The organism is Streptomyces telluris (assembly GCF_024519335.1).
Classification (GTDB): domain Bacteria; phylum Actinomycetota; class Actinomycetes; order Streptomycetales; family Streptomycetaceae; genus Streptomyces; species Streptomyces telluris.
Genome location: NZ_JANIID010000005.1, coordinates 50955 through 67037 on the forward strand (window position 1 = coordinate 50955; position 16083 = coordinate 67037).

General features: G+C 69.9%; 11 protein-coding genes. 3 read left to right on the forward strand and 8 right to left on the reverse strand.

Going from position 1 to position 16083, the window contains the following annotated elements; translation table 11 throughout:
* Nucleotides 1–67 precede the first annotated feature (67 nt).
* A complete protein-coding gene (locus NQU55_RS07820) occupies nucleotides 68–994 on the forward strand; it encodes a LysR family transcriptional regulator (protein ID WP_168093961.1) in 927 nt (308 codons plus the stop codon).
* 16 nt (nucleotides 995–1010) lie between these two features.
* On the opposite strand, the gene NQU55_RS07825 is transcribed toward NQU55_RS07820, so the two are convergent.
* Both NQU55_RS07825 and NQU55_RS07830 read right to left on the reverse strand, forming a co-directional pair.
* Complete coding sequence (locus tag NQU55_RS07825; RefSeq protein WP_168093966.1) at nucleotides 1011–1985, reverse strand: aldo/keto reductase; 975 nt, start codon at nucleotides 1983–1985, stop codon at nucleotides 1011–1013.
* A 60-nt stretch (nucleotides 1986–2045) separates the two neighbouring features.
* Complete coding sequence (locus tag NQU55_RS07830) at nucleotides 2046–2978, reverse strand: oxidoreductase (protein WP_168093962.1); 933 nt, start codon at nucleotides 2976–2978, stop codon at nucleotides 2046–2048.
* A gap of 261 nt (nucleotides 2979–3239) precedes the next feature.
* Here NQU55_RS07830 and NQU55_RS07835 point away from each other — a divergent pair, with 261 nt between their 5' ends.
* Both NQU55_RS07835 and NQU55_RS07840 read left to right on the forward strand, forming a co-directional pair.
* Entirely contained in the window at nucleotides 3240–4082 is an 843-nt protein-coding gene (locus NQU55_RS07835; RefSeq protein WP_168093963.1) for a helix-turn-helix transcriptional regulator, read from the forward strand.
* Between the two features lie 169 nt (nucleotides 4083–4251).
* Nucleotides 4252–5052, forward strand: coding sequence for a DUF2236 domain-containing protein (locus NQU55_RS07840; protein WP_168093964.1), 801 nt, complete (start codon nucleotides 4252–4254; stop codon nucleotides 5050–5052).
* Between the two features lie 632 nt (nucleotides 5053–5684).
* On the opposite strand, the gene NQU55_RS07845 is transcribed toward NQU55_RS07840, so the two are convergent.
* The 6 genes from NQU55_RS07845 to NQU55_RS07870 form a co-directional block, all read right to left on the reverse strand.
* On the reverse strand, nucleotides 5685–8222 hold the full coding sequence (locus NQU55_RS07845) for a TniQ family protein (RefSeq protein ID WP_168096027.1): 2538 nt from the start codon (nucleotides 8220–8222) through the stop codon (nucleotides 5685–5687).
* Nucleotides 8219–9364: an AAA family ATPase gene (locus tag NQU55_RS07850; RefSeq protein ID WP_168096026.1), complete on the reverse strand. Its 1146-nt coding sequence runs from the start codon at nucleotides 9362–9364 to the stop codon at nucleotides 8219–8221. Before NQU55_RS07850 ends, NQU55_RS07845 begins: the two co-directional genes overlap by 4 nt.
* Entirely contained in the window at nucleotides 9361–11541 is a 2181-nt protein-coding gene (locus NQU55_RS07855) for an integrase (protein ID WP_256790149.1), read from the reverse strand. Before NQU55_RS07855 ends, NQU55_RS07850 begins: the two co-directional genes overlap by 4 nt.
* Nucleotides 11538–12293 (reverse strand): TnsA-like heteromeric transposase endonuclease subunit, encoded by a 756-nt coding sequence (locus tag NQU55_RS07860; protein WP_168091044.1) that lies wholly within the window; start codon nucleotides 12291–12293, stop codon nucleotides 11538–11540. Before NQU55_RS07860 ends, NQU55_RS07855 begins: the two co-directional genes overlap by 4 nt.
* Nucleotides 12294–12472: 179 nt before the next feature.
* Nucleotides 12473–14254, reverse strand: coding sequence for an ABC transporter ATP-binding protein (locus NQU55_RS07865; RefSeq protein ID WP_168091043.1), 1782 nt, complete (start codon nucleotides 14252–14254; stop codon nucleotides 12473–12475).
* Nucleotides 14251–16074 carry an ABC transporter transmembrane domain-containing protein gene (locus NQU55_RS07870; RefSeq protein ID WP_168091042.1) on the reverse strand — a complete coding sequence of 608 codons (1824 nt, stop codon included), beginning with the start codon at nucleotides 16072–16074 and terminating at the stop codon, nucleotides 14251–14253. The genes NQU55_RS07865 and NQU55_RS07870 overlap by 4 nt, the downstream gene beginning before the upstream one ends.
* Nucleotides 16075–16083: the final 9 nt, after the last annotated feature.

The window sequence follows — 16083 nt, forward strand, 5'->3', positions numbered from 1 at the left end:
CCGCACCAGACATAAAGGAAATCAATGATCCATATGGATATATCAGCCTGGTTGATAGTCTTGGGGTGTGGCCCGTCCTGATCTCAACCTGCTCATCGCCCTGCAGGCCCTGCTCGAGGAGCGGCACGTCAGCCGCGCGGCCGAGCGGATCGGGGTCAGCCAGCCGGCGGCCAGCGCGATGCTCGCGCGCCTGCGTAGGCACTTCGGCGATGACCTGCTCGTACGCGAGGGCAACCGCTACCGCCTCACCCCCCTCGGACAGCAACTGCAGGAACAGACCGGCAGCGTCCTGCAGCTCTCCGACCGGCTTTTCGCCACCAAATCCCACTTCGACCCCGCCACCACCGAGCGGGAGTTCACCCTCCACGTCTCCGACTACGCCATGGCCGTCCTCGGCCCCCGGCTCCTGACCGCCTTCCAGGAGCGGGCACCGCACGCCCGGCTGCGGTTCCGCCAGTTCGGCACTCCCGAAGCCATGCACGACGAAGCCGGCGCCTCCGCGGCGGACGGGCTGATCGCGCCCCGGGACAGCGGCGTGAGCGGACTGCCGAGCCTGGCGCTCTTCGCCGACGAATGGGTTGTCATCGCCGACCGGCACCACCCCCTCACCCGCGCCGCATGCGGTGCGGACGATATCGGCGGGCTGCGGTGGGTGCTGGGGCAGTTCGAGCCGCGTGACTCCCGCTTCATGCTGCACCGCCTCGCCGAAAGCGGCCTCCAGCTGAAGCCCGAAGCGGTCACCGACAGCTTCCTGGCCTTGCCCCTGTACGTGGCCGGCACCGACCGCGTCGCCGTCATCCAGCGACGCCTGACCAGGGCCGTCCCCCTCCCGCCGTCCCTGCGCGTGCTCCCCTGTCCCTTCGACGCCGGGCCGATCAACGAGGCCCTGTGGTGGCACCCCGTCCACACCCACGACACCGGCCACCGCTGGTTCCGCACCCTCGTTCACGACACCGCCCGCCAACTCGAAGCGGAAGAGCCCCTCGTCGGCTGAGGCGGGTCGGGGTCGGTCAGCCCTTGGGCATGAAGGGGGCCGCGTAGCGGTCGCCGAAGGCGCCGTTCGGCAGGATCTCCTTGATCCGGGCGAGGTCGTGGCCGGTGAGCGTGACGCCGGTGGCGCCGATGTTCTCCGCCAGGCGCTCGGGGCTGCGGGTGCCGGGGATGGGGACGATGTCGTCGCCCTGCTCGAGCAGCCAGGCAAGGGCGAGCTGGGCGGTGGTGATGCCCTTGGACGAGGCCAGCTCGGTGAGGGCGGCGACGGCTTGGACGTTGGCGTCGAAGTTCTCGCCCTGCCAGCGCGGGTCGAGGCGGCGCCAGTCGTCCGCGGTGTACTGGTCGGCCGGCTTCATCGCTCCGGTGAGGAACCCGCGTCCCAGCGGGGCATACGGCACGAACCCGATCCCGAGCTCGCGCACGACCGGCAGGACGGTGTCCTCGACGTGCCGCTCGAAGACGGAGTACTCGGTCTGCAGGACCGAGACCGGCTGCACGGCGTGGGCGCGGCGGATAGTCTCGGGGCCAGCCTCGGACAGACCCAAGTAGCGGACCTTGCCCGCCTCGATCAGTTCCTTCACCGTCCCGGCGACCTCCTCGACCGGCACGTCCGGGTCGACGCGGTGCTGGTAGAGGACGTCGATGTGATCGGTGCCGAGGTAGCGCAGGCTGTTGTCGGCGACCTTGCGGATGTTGTCGGGCCGGCTGTTGAGACCGCCGGGGTTGGCGAGGTCGTAGCCGAACTTGGTGGCCAGCACCACCTCGTCGCGGAAGCCCTTGACGGCCTCACCGAGCAGCCGCTCGTTCGATCCGGTGCCGCCACCGTAGACCTCGGCGGTGTCGAACAGGGTCACCCCCAGGTCGAACGCGCGGTGGATGGTGGTGATGTTCTGCTCGCGGTTGCTGGGGCCGTAGAACATCGTCATCCCCATCGTGCCCAGCCCCAGGGCGGAGGTGATCAGGCCCTGGCGGCCGAGGACGCGCTTGTGCATGGTCATCTGTGGTGCCTTCCGGATGTCTTCGTCGATTGACGTGGTGGTGTCGGGCAGTGGTCAGTGGGAGGGGTAGTGGACCTGGGTGAGCTGCTCGGAGACCGACCACAGCCGACGGGCGACGTCCAGGTCCTGGGCGGCCTTGTCGGGCTGGACGACGGCGGGGTGGCCCCGGTACTCGCCGAAGCCGTCCGGGCCGATGAACTGGCCGCCCTGCACCCCGGGTGCGGTGGCCGCGTAGAGCTGGTTCCAGGCGCCCTTCTCCACGGGCTGGGCCATCAGCGGATTGGCGATCTTGGAGAAGAAGAACCGCAGGAAGCCGGTCGGGCCGCTGGACTGCAGATTGGTGCTGGCGTAGCCCGGATGGGCCAGCACGCTGGTCACCGTCGATCCGGCCGCGCGCAGCCGCCGGTCGAGTTCCAGGCCGAACAGGGCGTTGGCGAGCTTGGACTGCGAGTAGTAGGCGCGCGGGGCGTAGCCGCGTTCGCCGTGCAGGTCGTCGAAGAAGACGGTGCCGCCGCGGTGCTCGACAGAGCTGACCGTCACCACGCGGGCGTCGCGGCCCTGGGCGGCGGACTTCTCCAGACGGCCCAGCAGCAGGCCGGTGAGCGCGAAGTGGCCGAGGTGGTTGGTGGCGAACTGCAGCTCGTAGCCCTGCGGCGTGAGCCGGTGCGGGGGCCACATGACGCCCGCGTTGTTCACCAGGACGTCCACCGGCAGGCCGTCGTCGAGGATCTTCTGTGCGAAGGCGGTCACCGAGTCCAGGTCGGACAGGTCCAGCAGGCGCAGCTCGACGCTCGCCCTCGGCTGCTCGGCCAGGAGCCGCTCCACGGCGGCGGTGCCGCGGTTACGGTCCCGGGCGGTCATCACGACGTGGGCGCCGTGACGGGCCAGCTCGCGGGCCGTCTGGAAACCCAGACCGCTATTGGCCCCGGTCACGACAGCCGTCCGGCCCTTCTGGTCGGGGATGCGGGCGCTGGTCCACTTGGCCATGGGATGAAGCTCCTCAGCAGTGCTCGACGGCTGCAAAGCACCGTCTACGTGCGAAAACACCGGTCCGGGAGGAGGTCTCCCAGCGGCTGTCTCCCAGCCTGCTGCAGGCACGAAGAGGTATCCACGGTGCGTTTATCGTCGGTCCGGCAGTACGTGGATAACCGGAGGCGGACGTATCAAGCTGGTCATGTCAGCGACTGCGAGCCAGCCCCCGCCCCGATCTGCTCGCAGTGCCCGCCGTACCGCCAGGGAGCACCGAAGATGACCGACCGCCGAGAGCTGGGCCGCTTCCTGCGCGCCCGCCGCGAGGCCCTGCGCCCCGCCGACGTCGGCCTCTTCCCCGGCGGACGGCGCCGCACCCCCGGCCTGCGCCGCGAGGAAGTGGCCATGCTGGCGAACATCTCCACCGACTACTACGAACGCCTCGAACAAACACGCGGAGTCAACCCCTCCGAAGCCCTGATCGGCGCCCTCGCCCGCGCCCTGCGCCTGTCCACCGACGAACGCGACCACCTCTACGCCGTCGCCGGCTACCAGCCCCCGCAACACCACTCCGCCGACGGCTACGCCGACCCCGGGCTGATGCACATCGTCGACGCCCTCACCGATACCCCCGCGCAGATCGTCGACGAGGTCGGCACGGTGATCGTGCAGAACGCCGCGGCCGTCGCCCTGCTGGGCCCGCTGGCCAACCGTCCGGGCCGGGAGGGCAACGGCGCCTGGCTCTGGTTCACCCACCCCAGCGGCCGCGGTCTGTACCCACAGGAGGACCACGCGTCACTGGGCCGCGTCATCGTCGCCGACCTGCGCGCGGCCGTCTACCGCCACGGCCCCCACCCAGCCGGCGAGCAACTCGTCAACGACCTGCTCGAGCGCAGCGAGGAGTTCTCCGCCATCTGGGAACTGGGTGAGGTCGCCACCGTCCGCTCCGCCCGCAAGACCCTCCTCCACCCGCACGTCGGCCGCCTCGACCTGCAATGCGACGTCGTCCTGAGCCCCAGCACCGGCAACCGCCTCTTCCTCTACCGGCCCCAGCCCGGCACCGACGCCGCCGAACGCCTGGAATTCCTCCGCGTCCTCGGCCACCAGACCTTCACCACCTGACACCACCCGCCCAGCCCAGCCCGCCCAGGCACCCCGGACAGGCGCCGACGAGGGCCGGAATGCGCCCAAGGCGGCGGTCCGGACTCCTTCGCACCACCGAGCGGGAGCGTCCGTCAGCCTCGGCGGCCGCCACCCGACCCGCCCTTGATCACCTGAGCAGGAGGATCCCGTGTCACAACCGCTGCCACAGGAGCCCGACCACCAGCACGAGAGCGCAGAAGATGCCGCGCACATCATGCGCGGCATCGCCCGCCGGATGACCCCGCCGGTCGGAGCAGCCTTCACCAGCCACCTGCTCTACACCCTGGGCCTGATGCGGATCGTCGGCGAGGTAGAGGGGGCAGCCGCCGTCGACCGCGCCGGCACCGGAAAGATCCACCGCAGCGGACAAGCCCGCGCCGACGACACGATCGCCTACTTCCAGCACTGGGTCCGGCACGGTGCGGCAAGCCCGCAGGCCGCCGTCTCGATCGACCGGGTCCAGCGCATGCACGTCCACTACGCCCGCAGCTACCCCTTCTCCCACGAAACGTACGTTCACGGCATCGCACTGTTCACTCTTCTGTCCGACGAGATCCTCACCCTCGCCGGCATCAACGCCTTCACCGGCAGGGAGAAAGCCGCTCAGGTCCAGCACTGGCGCGCCATCGGCGCCCGTATGAACATCCGCGACCTGCCCACCACCTGGACCGGCATGCAGCAGGCCCTCCGCGACTACGAACAATCCCCCCAGTGGTACCGCCCAACCCCCGCCGGACGACGCAGCGCCGAAGCCCTCATCCACCAGTTCAACCACCGCTGGCTCCCCCGCCCCCTGCACCGGCTCGGCCGCGCCGTCCTGCTCTCCCTCCACCACGACCACGTCCTTGCCGCCATCGGGCAGGACCCACCGCCCGCCTACCTGGTCCGCCTGACCCGCCGTGCGCTCCGCATCGCCTACGCAGCGCAGATACGGCTCGCAACCCGTTGACGAAGGTCATGCAGCATCACCCGGTGTCCGCGCAACGTCACAGTTGCCGGCTGTCCATCCTGAGGTAGCGGCAGGTCGTGCGCAGGGTAGATCCGAACTCTTGATCTATCTGGCGGACGGTGTAGTCGCCGGCGAGCAATCCCTGCAATCCTTCGTCCCGATCTCCCCGGGCGTCCCCACCCTGACCGTGGACACCTCGGACGGCTACCAGCCCGGCGTCCAGGACATCATCGCCTTTCTCCGGGCGTCCGCCGATGAAGGGGCATCACCGGCGCCGACGTCAGGGAACGCATAGCTACCCGAGTAGTGCGCCTGCCCATGGGCAGACCGGACCCGTCTCCACGGCACCGACTCGACGAAATCCGCCACCCGCAGATGCCGGAACGGCACGTCCCGCACCGCCCCGCTCTCGTATCGGATCGACGCCGTGGGCACCCTTCGGGTACGACGAGCGCTGCCCGTACTCCGTACAACCATGCGTGGACGGTACGAAGGACGGGCAGCACAGGCCAGGCGAAGCCCAGAAGTGTTCCCGAGATCACTACGGACCGTGCTCGTTGCTAAGAGAGTCCCGGATTTGCTACGACACTGCTGACGAAACGCCGTCATTGCTAGCGGAGTGACGCCCGCTGTCATGGAGAGTGACGGTCGAGGAGCGCCAGAAGACGGTTTGCTTCGGTGAAGAGGTCCTGTCCCTTGGGCGTGGTTGCCAAGGGACAGGTTCGTTCGAGCACTGTGAAACCCACGGTGCTTTCTATGCGGTTGAGCTGGGCGCGGATGGTTCCGGGGCTGACGCCCAGGAAGATCTCGGCTGCATGGATGTTTCGGTGGCCAGGTAGCTGGACGATGTTACGGAGCCGGGGCAGGCAGTCCTTGGTCGTGCTGATAGAGAACATGGCCGGGGAAAGAAGGACGTCGAGGGTGGCGAAGGGGTTCGACACCCAGCCACGGCCGATCCTGGGGATGTCCCACTGGTAGATCAGCCTGTAGACGTTCTGCCCGTGCGTGCCGAGCTCACGCGCGATCTGTGCTGGGCTGCGGCGTTTGTGCAGGTACTCGTTCTCCAGCCATTCGCGGGAGATCGACTGTTCGAGTTCCCGTGGCTTGCGGCGTGGGCGCAGGGGGATCCCGGCTTCGTGTAACGCGAGGTGGACGGTGCTGGTGCTGCATTCGGCAAGTGCCGCGATCTGCTGTTGCTCGAGTCGGCGCACTTCGTAGAGCTCTCGCAACTGCAGGGGGGCGAGAAAGCCTTGCCGGGGGATCGTGCGCCCCGGCCCGTTGGGCCGTTGCGCTGGCAGACTGAGTGGGGTGGTCCCGGTGGATTCGAGGAACAACTGCAGGTGGCCTTGTCCGAGCCCAAGTTCTTGGGCCGTCTCGGCAGGGCGGCGAGTGGCGGCGAGCGCTGAGACGGCTGCCGGGTCGACTGCCTCGGGAGGTATGCCTGGCCAGACGGACCTGCTGAGCCAGTGAGCGGGTGGCTCCCACCGTACTGGTTCGGCGATGCCGTGGGCGGCGAGGTTGGCCGCGGCCTGGTGATGGAGGAATGCCTGGAGGTCCTCCTGGAGGCGGTAGCGGAACTCGCTCTGCCAGAAGGGCGCGCATGAGGAGTTGCCGGGGTTGGCGCCGAGAAGGAGGGAAAGAAGGTGCCAGCGGATGTGCTGGATCTGCCGAACTCCTGGCCGCCGGTACCCGTGTCGGCGGCAGAGTTCTTGATAGGCGTTCATATCGAGTTCTACGGTGCCGTCGTGGAATACCGCTCTGCGGCGGCCGTAGTCGATGGGCGTGGGATGTGTGTCCAGTGCTCGGGCCAGCAATGCCAGCGTAGAAACCAGCGGGGTCGGGTCGTGCCCCCGCAGGATCTCGTCCAGTGAGGTTCTGTTGCGTGTGGCGTTGGAGTTGCCCAGGAGAGCGGCGGCCTTTGGCTGGTCGAGGGTCGACCCGGCCACCATCAGGAACGTGGCGCAGGTCCGCCGGAAACCATCGAGGAGTGCGGGGGCGTTCCCGGATGCTGGCAGCAGGCGCATTGTCCAAGCGGGCCAGAGCATGGCAGGTGTCTTGGACGCCCGGTGGTGCAGATGGTCGTCACTGAGTGCCGTCCAGGCCGGTGCTGGGGTCGCCGAGCCGTAACGGATGCGGCTGAGCAGTGCGAGCTCGGAGTCGACAGCGGCCAGGACGCGGGAGGTCACTTGGGGGCCGGCGGGTGCCCAGTCCTGAAGTCTGTTGATCCGGCCGTGATCGTCACGGCGGTCCCGGTCAGCGTCAAGCAGCCATCTGAGGAGCTCGGAGTGTGCTGGCTCGGATGCCTCGTGGACAACGCGCGCCAAGGCGGTCCCGATGGCAGCGTTGTGGGCGTCGTTGCCTTCATGCCGGATGACAAGGGTGGGCAGGACGCCGCCGCATTCGTTAAGGACTGTGCGGACGACGGCGGGAGCTGTCGGCAGGTGGCTGTGCAGGGTGCGAAGGGTGCGCCGGGCGAGTGCATAGAGTTCCTGGGCCTGCTGGCGGACCGTCGAGGCATGGGGTTCCGCGCCGAGAACGGTCCGGTTGATGCTGTGCTGGGCGGCCAGCACCAGGCCTTTGTCCGGCAGCACGCGACAGGGGGCTTCGGCCAGAGCGAAGCCGCATCGGATGGCTATGCCGGTGCCCATGCGGGCAAGGCAGATCCCGGGCTGTGACGCCAAGACGTGTCCTCGGCTGTTCACCGGTGGCTCACGGCCGCACTTGGGGCAGTGATCCAGCAGCAGTACGCCGTGGCGGACACAGGCGAAGGACCACGGCAGCCGCCAGGCGAGCTGCCAGCGTCCCTGACTTTCGTGGAGGCAGGCCGGGCAGTAGCGCGTGTGGTTGCCGTAGTGCCGCCAAGCGCGAGGCCGGCCCAGGCTGCGGTCGTCGGGGTCAATGGAAACGACAGAGCCGTCCCAGGGCTCGAGAGTCAGCGTGGCCAGCTCATCCGGAGGGATCCCTGTCGTCCGTGCGAGCACGTCCCGCTCGCGACCTGTCAGCCGACGGACCATGAGGTTCTCCCGCGGGTCGGGCAACCCGAGGAAGTGTAGGAACTCTGACGCTGTGACGCGCAGCCGCCGAGCGTACGCTTCCAGCCAGCTGTCCAGAGCCTCACCCACGACGGGCGGCACCCAGATCGGGATCCGCTCGTCCGCCCACCGCGTCATGCCGACTTCCTGCGACGCGGTGACCGCCGGGTCGGCCGCGTGGTCAGCAAGCCGGCTTCGACCGCGGCCTCGAGCTCCCTGCGGGCCGCCTCGGCGGCGGCGTCGTTCTTCACCTGGTCCATCAGCTCCCGGCCCAGACGCTCATGGCCACGACGGATCGCGCGCAGGCAGCCGCGGTTGATCAGCGACATGAGAGACGCGAAGTGTCCGGTGGAGCGCGCGAAGAGGTAGTCCGACAGGTCCTCGGCGAGCATCCCGGGGTACTTCTCGGCCAGGACGAGCTTTTGCTCGATCGTCTTGAGGAGCGTGTGCCACTGCATGCGCCCCTGGTCGTCGTCGATCTGGAAGGGCGGCAGCGTCAGGGCCGTGGTGCGGCGCCCGAACTGGGCAAGCGGGCTCTCCTTCGGAGAGAAGCCTTCATGGAGGATGCCGCGCTCCTGGACGCCGACGCCGACGTAGATCAAGGTGACGGGGAAGACGTTGGAGAGGTACTTGAGCTGGTTGGCCATGCGGACCGAGTTGGACCTCGAGCCGGCCAGGAAGTGGATGTCGTCAATGATCATGGCGACGGTCTTCATCGACAGGACCGCGTCCACGGCCCTCTCGGCCAGGGTGTCGGCATCCCCCTTGACCGGCAGCCCGTAGAACCGGCAGATTGCCGCGTTCAGACCGCGGATTTGCGTGTTGCCGCTCAGCGCGATGTAGATGACCGGCACCCGGCGATCGCCGGACGGGGTGGTCTCCCCGCGCAAGGTGACCTGCCGTTTGAACAGGTCACAGCCGTAAGCGCGCACCGCCGTGCTCTTGCCGAGCCCCGGATAGGCGTCCACCAGCGCGGCCGGTTTGGTCTTGTTGCCGTCCTGCCGGTTCGACTCGACGATCTCACGCAGGTCCGCGTGGAGCGCGACCAGCTGCGGGGTATCGATGGGGCCGATGTTGGCGTGCCAGACCTCCCGGTTGTCGTTGTGGACCGCGAGAGCCTGCGGTGACAGCTCCGCCAGCCGGGCCCGGCTCAGCTGCTCGGGCCGGGTCCGGTCCGGGCCGTAGACCTCCTGCAGCCAGCCGGGAAGCCGGGTCGGGCTGTACTGGCGGTCGCCCCCCTCGAACGGCTCGGAGCCCCCGGTGCTGTTCGCCGTGCTCAACGGCTCTCCCAGACGTCGGCGTAGTAGTCCTCTTCATCGATCGCGACCGTGTTTTCCTCGCCCGGGAAGGCGGCCTCCAGCTCGTCGTCCTCGTCATCGTCCCCGCCCGGGACCTCCTCGGTGTTGCCGACGCCCCGCAAGTCCACTTCCGCAGGGTCGTCCTTGCTGGCCCCGGGACCGCCGGCGGCTGCCAGGCGCCGCAGGGACGGGAGCGAGGCCACCACGTCCGTCTCGTCGGGTGCCTCGTCGTCGCCGGTCATCCGTAGCCGCTCCTGCGACAGCCGTACCGCCATGCGTCGCTCGGTGCGGTCCCGGGTCAGCCCCGCACCCCAGCGCTCCAGCAGTTCGATCAGCGCACGCTTGGTGTCCGGGAACCGATGTGTCTGCTTGGCGAGCCTGCGGGCGTAGCCCAGTGCCTCCCGGCTCACCGGGCCGCCCAGAGCGGCCGCGTGCTCCCAGTCCAGGACATGCCAGGCCCGCGTCTTCGGGTCCTGGAAGTACGCCTTGGTGATGTCGCCGGAGTCGATCGCAACCGGCCACTTCCCGGCGTCCACGCCCCGGTAGGGGCTTGGCTGATTGCGGTAGCCGCCCAGCCCATCCCCGTTGTAGCGCAGGCCACCGATCTCCACGCCGTAGTGGTGGATCGGGACACGGAACTCCTCCAGGAACTCCAGCGCGAGGTGGGGGCGCAGCGGAATCCTCAGCGGTCCGGCGCGGGTGACCCCGTGCTCGAACATCTCCAGCGGGCTCAGCTTCAGCCCTGGCACCTCAGGGACGCACAGCCCGCGGTGGTGGCGCCGGTGATAGACCAGGGTGATCCATTCCCGGATGATCGCCTCGAGTTCGTCGAGGAAGAAGAACGCCTCGTCCTCGACCTTCTCGCCACGGCTGTGCACATCCGAGCCCTTGTAGCCGGGCAACGCGGCCAGCAGTCCCTGGTTGAGCGTCTTGAACCAGCGCTCCACCGGCTTGTCGGTCGGGGTCTTGGGGCGGGCGGGCTGCAGCGAGATCCTCAGCTTCGCGCAGACGCTCTGGATGTGGTTCGACAGGTAGACCTTGCCGTGGTCGAAGATGATCGTTTCCGTGGCGACCGTCGGCAGCAACGGCTGGCCGTCCCGGTCGACCAGCTTCTCCGCATCAACCAGCACGGCGGACGGCACCCCGCAGTACGGCAGCGGCTCTCCGCCGTCTGTGAGGGCTTCGCGCGGGCGCACCGTCTCGTACAACACGCCTGCGACATCGACCGACTTGGTCGAGACCGGGGTCAGCCGCAGACCCACGATGCACCTGCTGTACAAGTCCATGGCGACCGTGAGTTCGCATCGCACCCACCGGCAGGTCACCGGCTCCATCGCGAAGACGTCCAGGCTGTTGGTGTCCAGGACCACGTACTCGCCGGGCCGGGTGGCGCGCAGCCTGCCATACGTGCCCTGCGGCGCATCCGCGATCGACCGCTTCCCCTTCGTACTGCCCTCGAACGCATTCGTCCCCTTGGACAGCTGCCGCAACAGCTCATAGCCCATTGTGCTCGCCGGCAGCGAAACCGTGCCCTTGCCGTACTCCTTGACCAGCCGTTCCTCGATCTCGGTCAGGATCAGCCCGCGCACCGGACGGCTCGCTTTGACGTGCGCCTTCAAGACCTCCTCGGCCATGTCCACCCAGCGGGGGTCCGCCCGCTCCACCGCACTGCGTACGGGACGGTCCGGCACGAGACCGGCCGGGCCCGACTTCTTCAGTGCCGCCGTCCACCGGCGGATCGTGCTGGCCCCGACGCCGAGCTCGGCCGCCTTGACTGCATAGCGGTGCAGCATCGGCACTCCCGGTGCGAAGTCCGCACGCGGCTCTCCCTCCAGGGCAAGCGCAGCGTCGCCGAGCCGGTACCCGGTGAGGACCTCCTGGATGTGCCGGACCTTCAGCGTCAGCTCATCGTCCTCCTCGTCGGCCAGGCCACTGAGCACAGCCGCGGCGGCCGTGTCCGCCTCCGGGGCCGGCGCCAGGATCTCGGTGGTGGGATGCGAGAGCAGTACGGAGATGTCGACCTGCCGCAACTTCGGAGGTCCGGCCAGCGCGGCCTGCCGCAGGAGAATTCGCCGGCCCTCGATCTCCGCGACGGTGAACTGCTCACCGTCGAAGCCGATCGGTAGACCCGGCCGCAGCACCGTCGTCCACTCGGTCATCCACGCCTCCGCAGCACACTCTCACCCGACAACGGGCGGGACGTCAGATCCGTGGTCAGCCGCCCCGCCCACAGCAAGGCCATCAGCGCAGGACGGGCTTCCTCAGGCTTCCGGTTGCCCGCCAGACGCCGCTCAGCGACGGCCATCTCCTCGCCGTCGACGATCTTCCGCCACGCCCGCTCGACCTCGTCGTCGGGCAAGACTCCGGGGTGCCGATATCCGGCCAGGAACCTGACGTTCTCCAGGAGCGTCGGCGCTGCACCCGACCAGATCTCGTACTCCCAGCCGTGCCGCTCGATCAGCTCTCCCGGCCAGGCCAGCGCCTGTATGACCGTGGGGTCCTGCAGACGCGAGGCTGGCTTCACGTTGACGACACGCACCGTCCCCGACCGCATCACCAGGAGGAAGTCCGGCACGTGGCTCCGTACCCTGCCGTCGATGCGCGTCACCATGCGGCACGGCTGGGCGAAGATGCGGCACACCGACGGGTCGAAGTCGGCAAGCAGCAGACGGGCCAGCTCCAGGCGGCTCTCATATACGACCTGACCGCCCGTCGTGGCGGAGGCGTAGTCACCCGAGTAGTGCTTCATGCCATGTATCGAGCGAACCCGGCGCCACGGCTCCGACTCGGAGAAGTCCCTCAACCGCAGCTGTGCGAGCGGGACGTCGCGAGTCGACCCGTCCATGTACCGGATAGACGCCGTGGGGCTCGTGTGCTTGGTACGGCCCTTGCTCGGGCGCTCTGCCGCCATGCTGGAACGGTACGAAGGACCCGTGCCGTCCAAGCCGGAAGACCGCAAACAACCGACAACTGACAGCTACTGAACGTAATCACTGCTCATGATCACGCGGAAATGCTCGATCGGTGCTCGTGATCACGCGGAATTGCTCACGGAATCGCGGAGCCTAGACCCACGCCCGCCCGCTACGGCTAGCGGTGCCAGGAGCGCCACAGCGCCGCGTAGGTACCGCCCGCCGCGACCAGCTCGTCGTGGCTGCCCAGCTCGGAGATCCGGCCGTCCTCCGCCACCGCGATCACGTCCGCGTCGTGGGCGGTGTGCAGCCGGTGCGCGATGGCCACCACGGTGCGTCCCTCCAGCACCGTCGCCAGCGAGCGCTCCAGGTGCCGGGCCGCGCGCGGGTCCAGCAGCGAGGTCGCCTCGTCCAGCACCAGCGTGTGCGGATCCGCCAGGACGAGCCGGGCCAGCGCGATCTGCTGGGCCTGGGCCGGGGTGAGGGCGAGCCCGCCCGATCCCACCTCCGTGTCCAGCCCGGCGTCGAGCGCACGCGCCCAGCCGTCGGCGTCCACCGCCGCCAGGGCCGACCACAGCTCGCCGTCCTCGGCCGCCGTCCGTGCCAGCAGCAGGTTGTCGCGCAGGGACCCGACGAAGACGTGGTGCTCCTGGTTGACCAGGGCCACGTGGCGGCGCACCCGTTCCGCCGGCATCCGCGCGAGCTCCGCGCCGCCGAGCGTCACCGCGCCCGAGCGCGGTGCGTAGATCCCGGCCAGCAGCCGGCCCAGCGTCGACTTTCCCGCGCCGGACGGCCCGACCAGCGCCACCCGGCTCCCCGGCCGGACCGCCAGGGAGACGCCGTGCAGGACGTCGTTGCCCTCCAGGTAGCCGAACCGCACCTCGTCGGCCCGCACCTCCCGGCCCTCGGGCTCCGCGCCGCTGTCCGCTCCGTCCGCGCCGATCTCGCGGACCCCCACCAGCCGGGCGAGGGAGACCTGCGCGATCTGGAGCTCGTCGTACCAGCGCAGGATCAGGCCGACCGGCTCGACGAGCATCTGCGCGAACAGCGCGCCGGTCGTCAGCTGCCCCACGGAGACCCAGCCCTGGAGCACGAAGACACCACCGATGATCAGCACGGAGCCGAAGACCAGCGAGTGGGTCACGTTGATCACGGGGAAGAGGACCGAGCGCAGCCACAGGGTGTACCGCTCCCACTGGGTCCAGGAGGCGATCCGGTGGTCGGAGAGCGCCACGCGGCGCTCGCCCAGCCGGTGCGCCTCGACGGTCCGCCCCGCGTCGACGGTCTCCGTGAGCGACGCGGCGACCGCCGCGTACCCCGCGGCCTCCGAACGGTAGGCGCCCGGCGCCCGGCGGAAGTACCAGCGGCAGCCGATGACGAGGACCGGCACCGCGACCAGCACGCACAGCGCGAGCGGCGGCGCGGTCACCGTCACCGCCCCCAGCAGCAGCGCCGCCCACACGAAGCCGATCGCCAGCTGGGGCACGGCCTCGCGCATGGCATTGGCCAGCCGGTCGATGTCGGTGGTGATCCGCGACAGCAGGTCGCCGGTGCCGGCCCGCTCCAGGACGCCCGGCGGCAGCCCCACCGACCGCACGAGGAAGTCCTCGCGCAGGTCCGCCAGGATCTCCTCGCCGAGCACCGACCCGCGCAGCCGCACCATGTGCACGAACACGGTCTGCACGGCGAGCGCGACGGCGAACAGCGAGAGCGTGCGCCCCAGATGAACCTCCCGCGCACCGGCCGCCAGGTCCTCGACCATGCCGCCCAGCAGGTAGGGACCCACCATCGAGGCGGTCACGGCGACGGCGTTCACCGCCACCAGCACGGCGAACGCCCTGCGGTGCCTGCGGAGCAGCGTGCGCACATACGCCCGGACGGTCGCGGGCGCGGCGACCGGGAGGGTGGTCGCCGATTCCGGCGCCGCGGGGTCGTGCGCCGGTGGTGCCACGCCGATCATGCCGACTCCTCGATCTGTTCGCTCTCGCCGAGCTCGGTGAGCTCCGCGTCCAGTTCGTTCGCGGGGCGCGCGACGGGGTCCGTCTCCCGTGTGACCACGGCGCGGTACGCGGGGTCGTCCCGCAGGAGTCCGCGGTGCGTTCCGGTCGCCACCGCGCGGCCCTCCTGGACGAACACCACGCGGTCCGCCCGGTCGAGCAGCAGCGGGCTGGAGGAGAACACCACCGTCGTACGGTCCTGCCGCAGCGCCCGCAGGCCGTCGGCGATCCGGGCCTCGGTGTGCGAGTCGACCGCCGACGTCGGCTCGTCGAGCACCAGTACCTGCGGGTCGGTCACCAGCGACCTGGCCAGTGCCAGCCGCTGCCGCTGTCCTCCCGACAGGGAGCGCCCGCGCTCGGTGATGCGCGTCCGCATGGGGTCCCGGGAATCCTCCGGGGAGGCCTGCGCGAGAGCGGTCAGCACGTCACCGCACTGTGCCGCCGCCAGCGCGGCCTCGGCCGGGACGGCCCCGGAGGCCGGCACGTCCAGCAGCTCGGCGAGCGTCCCGGACAGCAGCACCGGGTCCTTGTCCTGGACGAGCACCGCGGTGCGGGCCGTCTCCAGCGGCAGCCCGTCCAGCGCGACACCGCCCAGCAGCGCCGAGGGCACTCCCTCGGTCCCCGCCGCGGCGTGCCCGCCCAGCCGGTCGGCCAGCCGGCCGGCCGCGTCCGGGTCGCCGCACACCACCGCGGTCAGCCGGCCCGCCGGTGCCGACAACCCGCTCTCCGGGTCGTACAGGTCGCCTGCCGGCACCTCCGCGGGACCTTCACCCTCCCCGCCCCGTGCGGTACGCCCCAGCGACAGCACACGGGCCGCGCGCTCCGCGGACGGCCGGGAGAAGGAATAGGCCATGGCGATCTCTTCGAACACCCTGAGAGGGAAGAGGAGGAAGGTGACCAGGCCGTAGACGGTGACCAGTTCGCCGACGCCCACCCGGCCGTCCTCGACCAGCCCGACCCCGTAACCGACCACCGCGATCAGCAGCAGCCCGGGCAGCAGCACCTGGACCGCCGCGATCAGCGCCCACATCCGGGCACTGCGGACGGCAGCACGGCGCACCTCCTGGGAGGCGCGCCGGTAGCGGTCCAGGAACAGCTCCTCACCGCCGATGCCGCGCAGCACGCGCAGTCCGGCCACGGTGTCCGAGGCCAGCTCCGTGGCGTACCCCGCCTTGTCGCGCTGCTCGTCGGCCCGTCTCGTCGCGGGCGGCAGCAGGGGCAGCACGGCCAGGACCAGGGCGGGAACGGCCAGCGCGATGACCGTGCCCAGGGCCGGCTGGTAGACCACCAGGGCCGTGCACACCGACAGCGTCGTGAACAGCGCGGAGCCGAAGCGCGACAGCGCCTCCACGAACCAGCCGATTTTCTCGACGTCGCCCGTCGACACCGCGACGACCTCGCCGGCCGCGACCTGACGGGTCAGGGTGGCACCCAACTCGGCCGTCTTGCGGGCCAGGAGCTGCTGCACGCGCGCCGCGGCCGTGATCCAGTTGGTGACGGCCGTGCGGTGCAGCATCGTGTCGCCCAGCGCCACGAGGCCGCCCAGCAGCACCATCAGCCCGCCCGCCAGCGCGAGCCGGGCGCCGGAGCGGTCGACCACGGCCTGGACGGCGATGCCGAGGGCCACCGGCAGTGCGGCCACGGCGGCCATGTGCACCACGCCCCACGCCATGGCCTTCGCCTGGCCCGCCAGCTGGTGCCGCCCGAGCCAGAGCAGTAATCGCGGTCCCGACCTGGTGTCGGGCCGGCCGGGATCGGTATACGGAAGGTCGCGGATCTGCATGTCATCCCA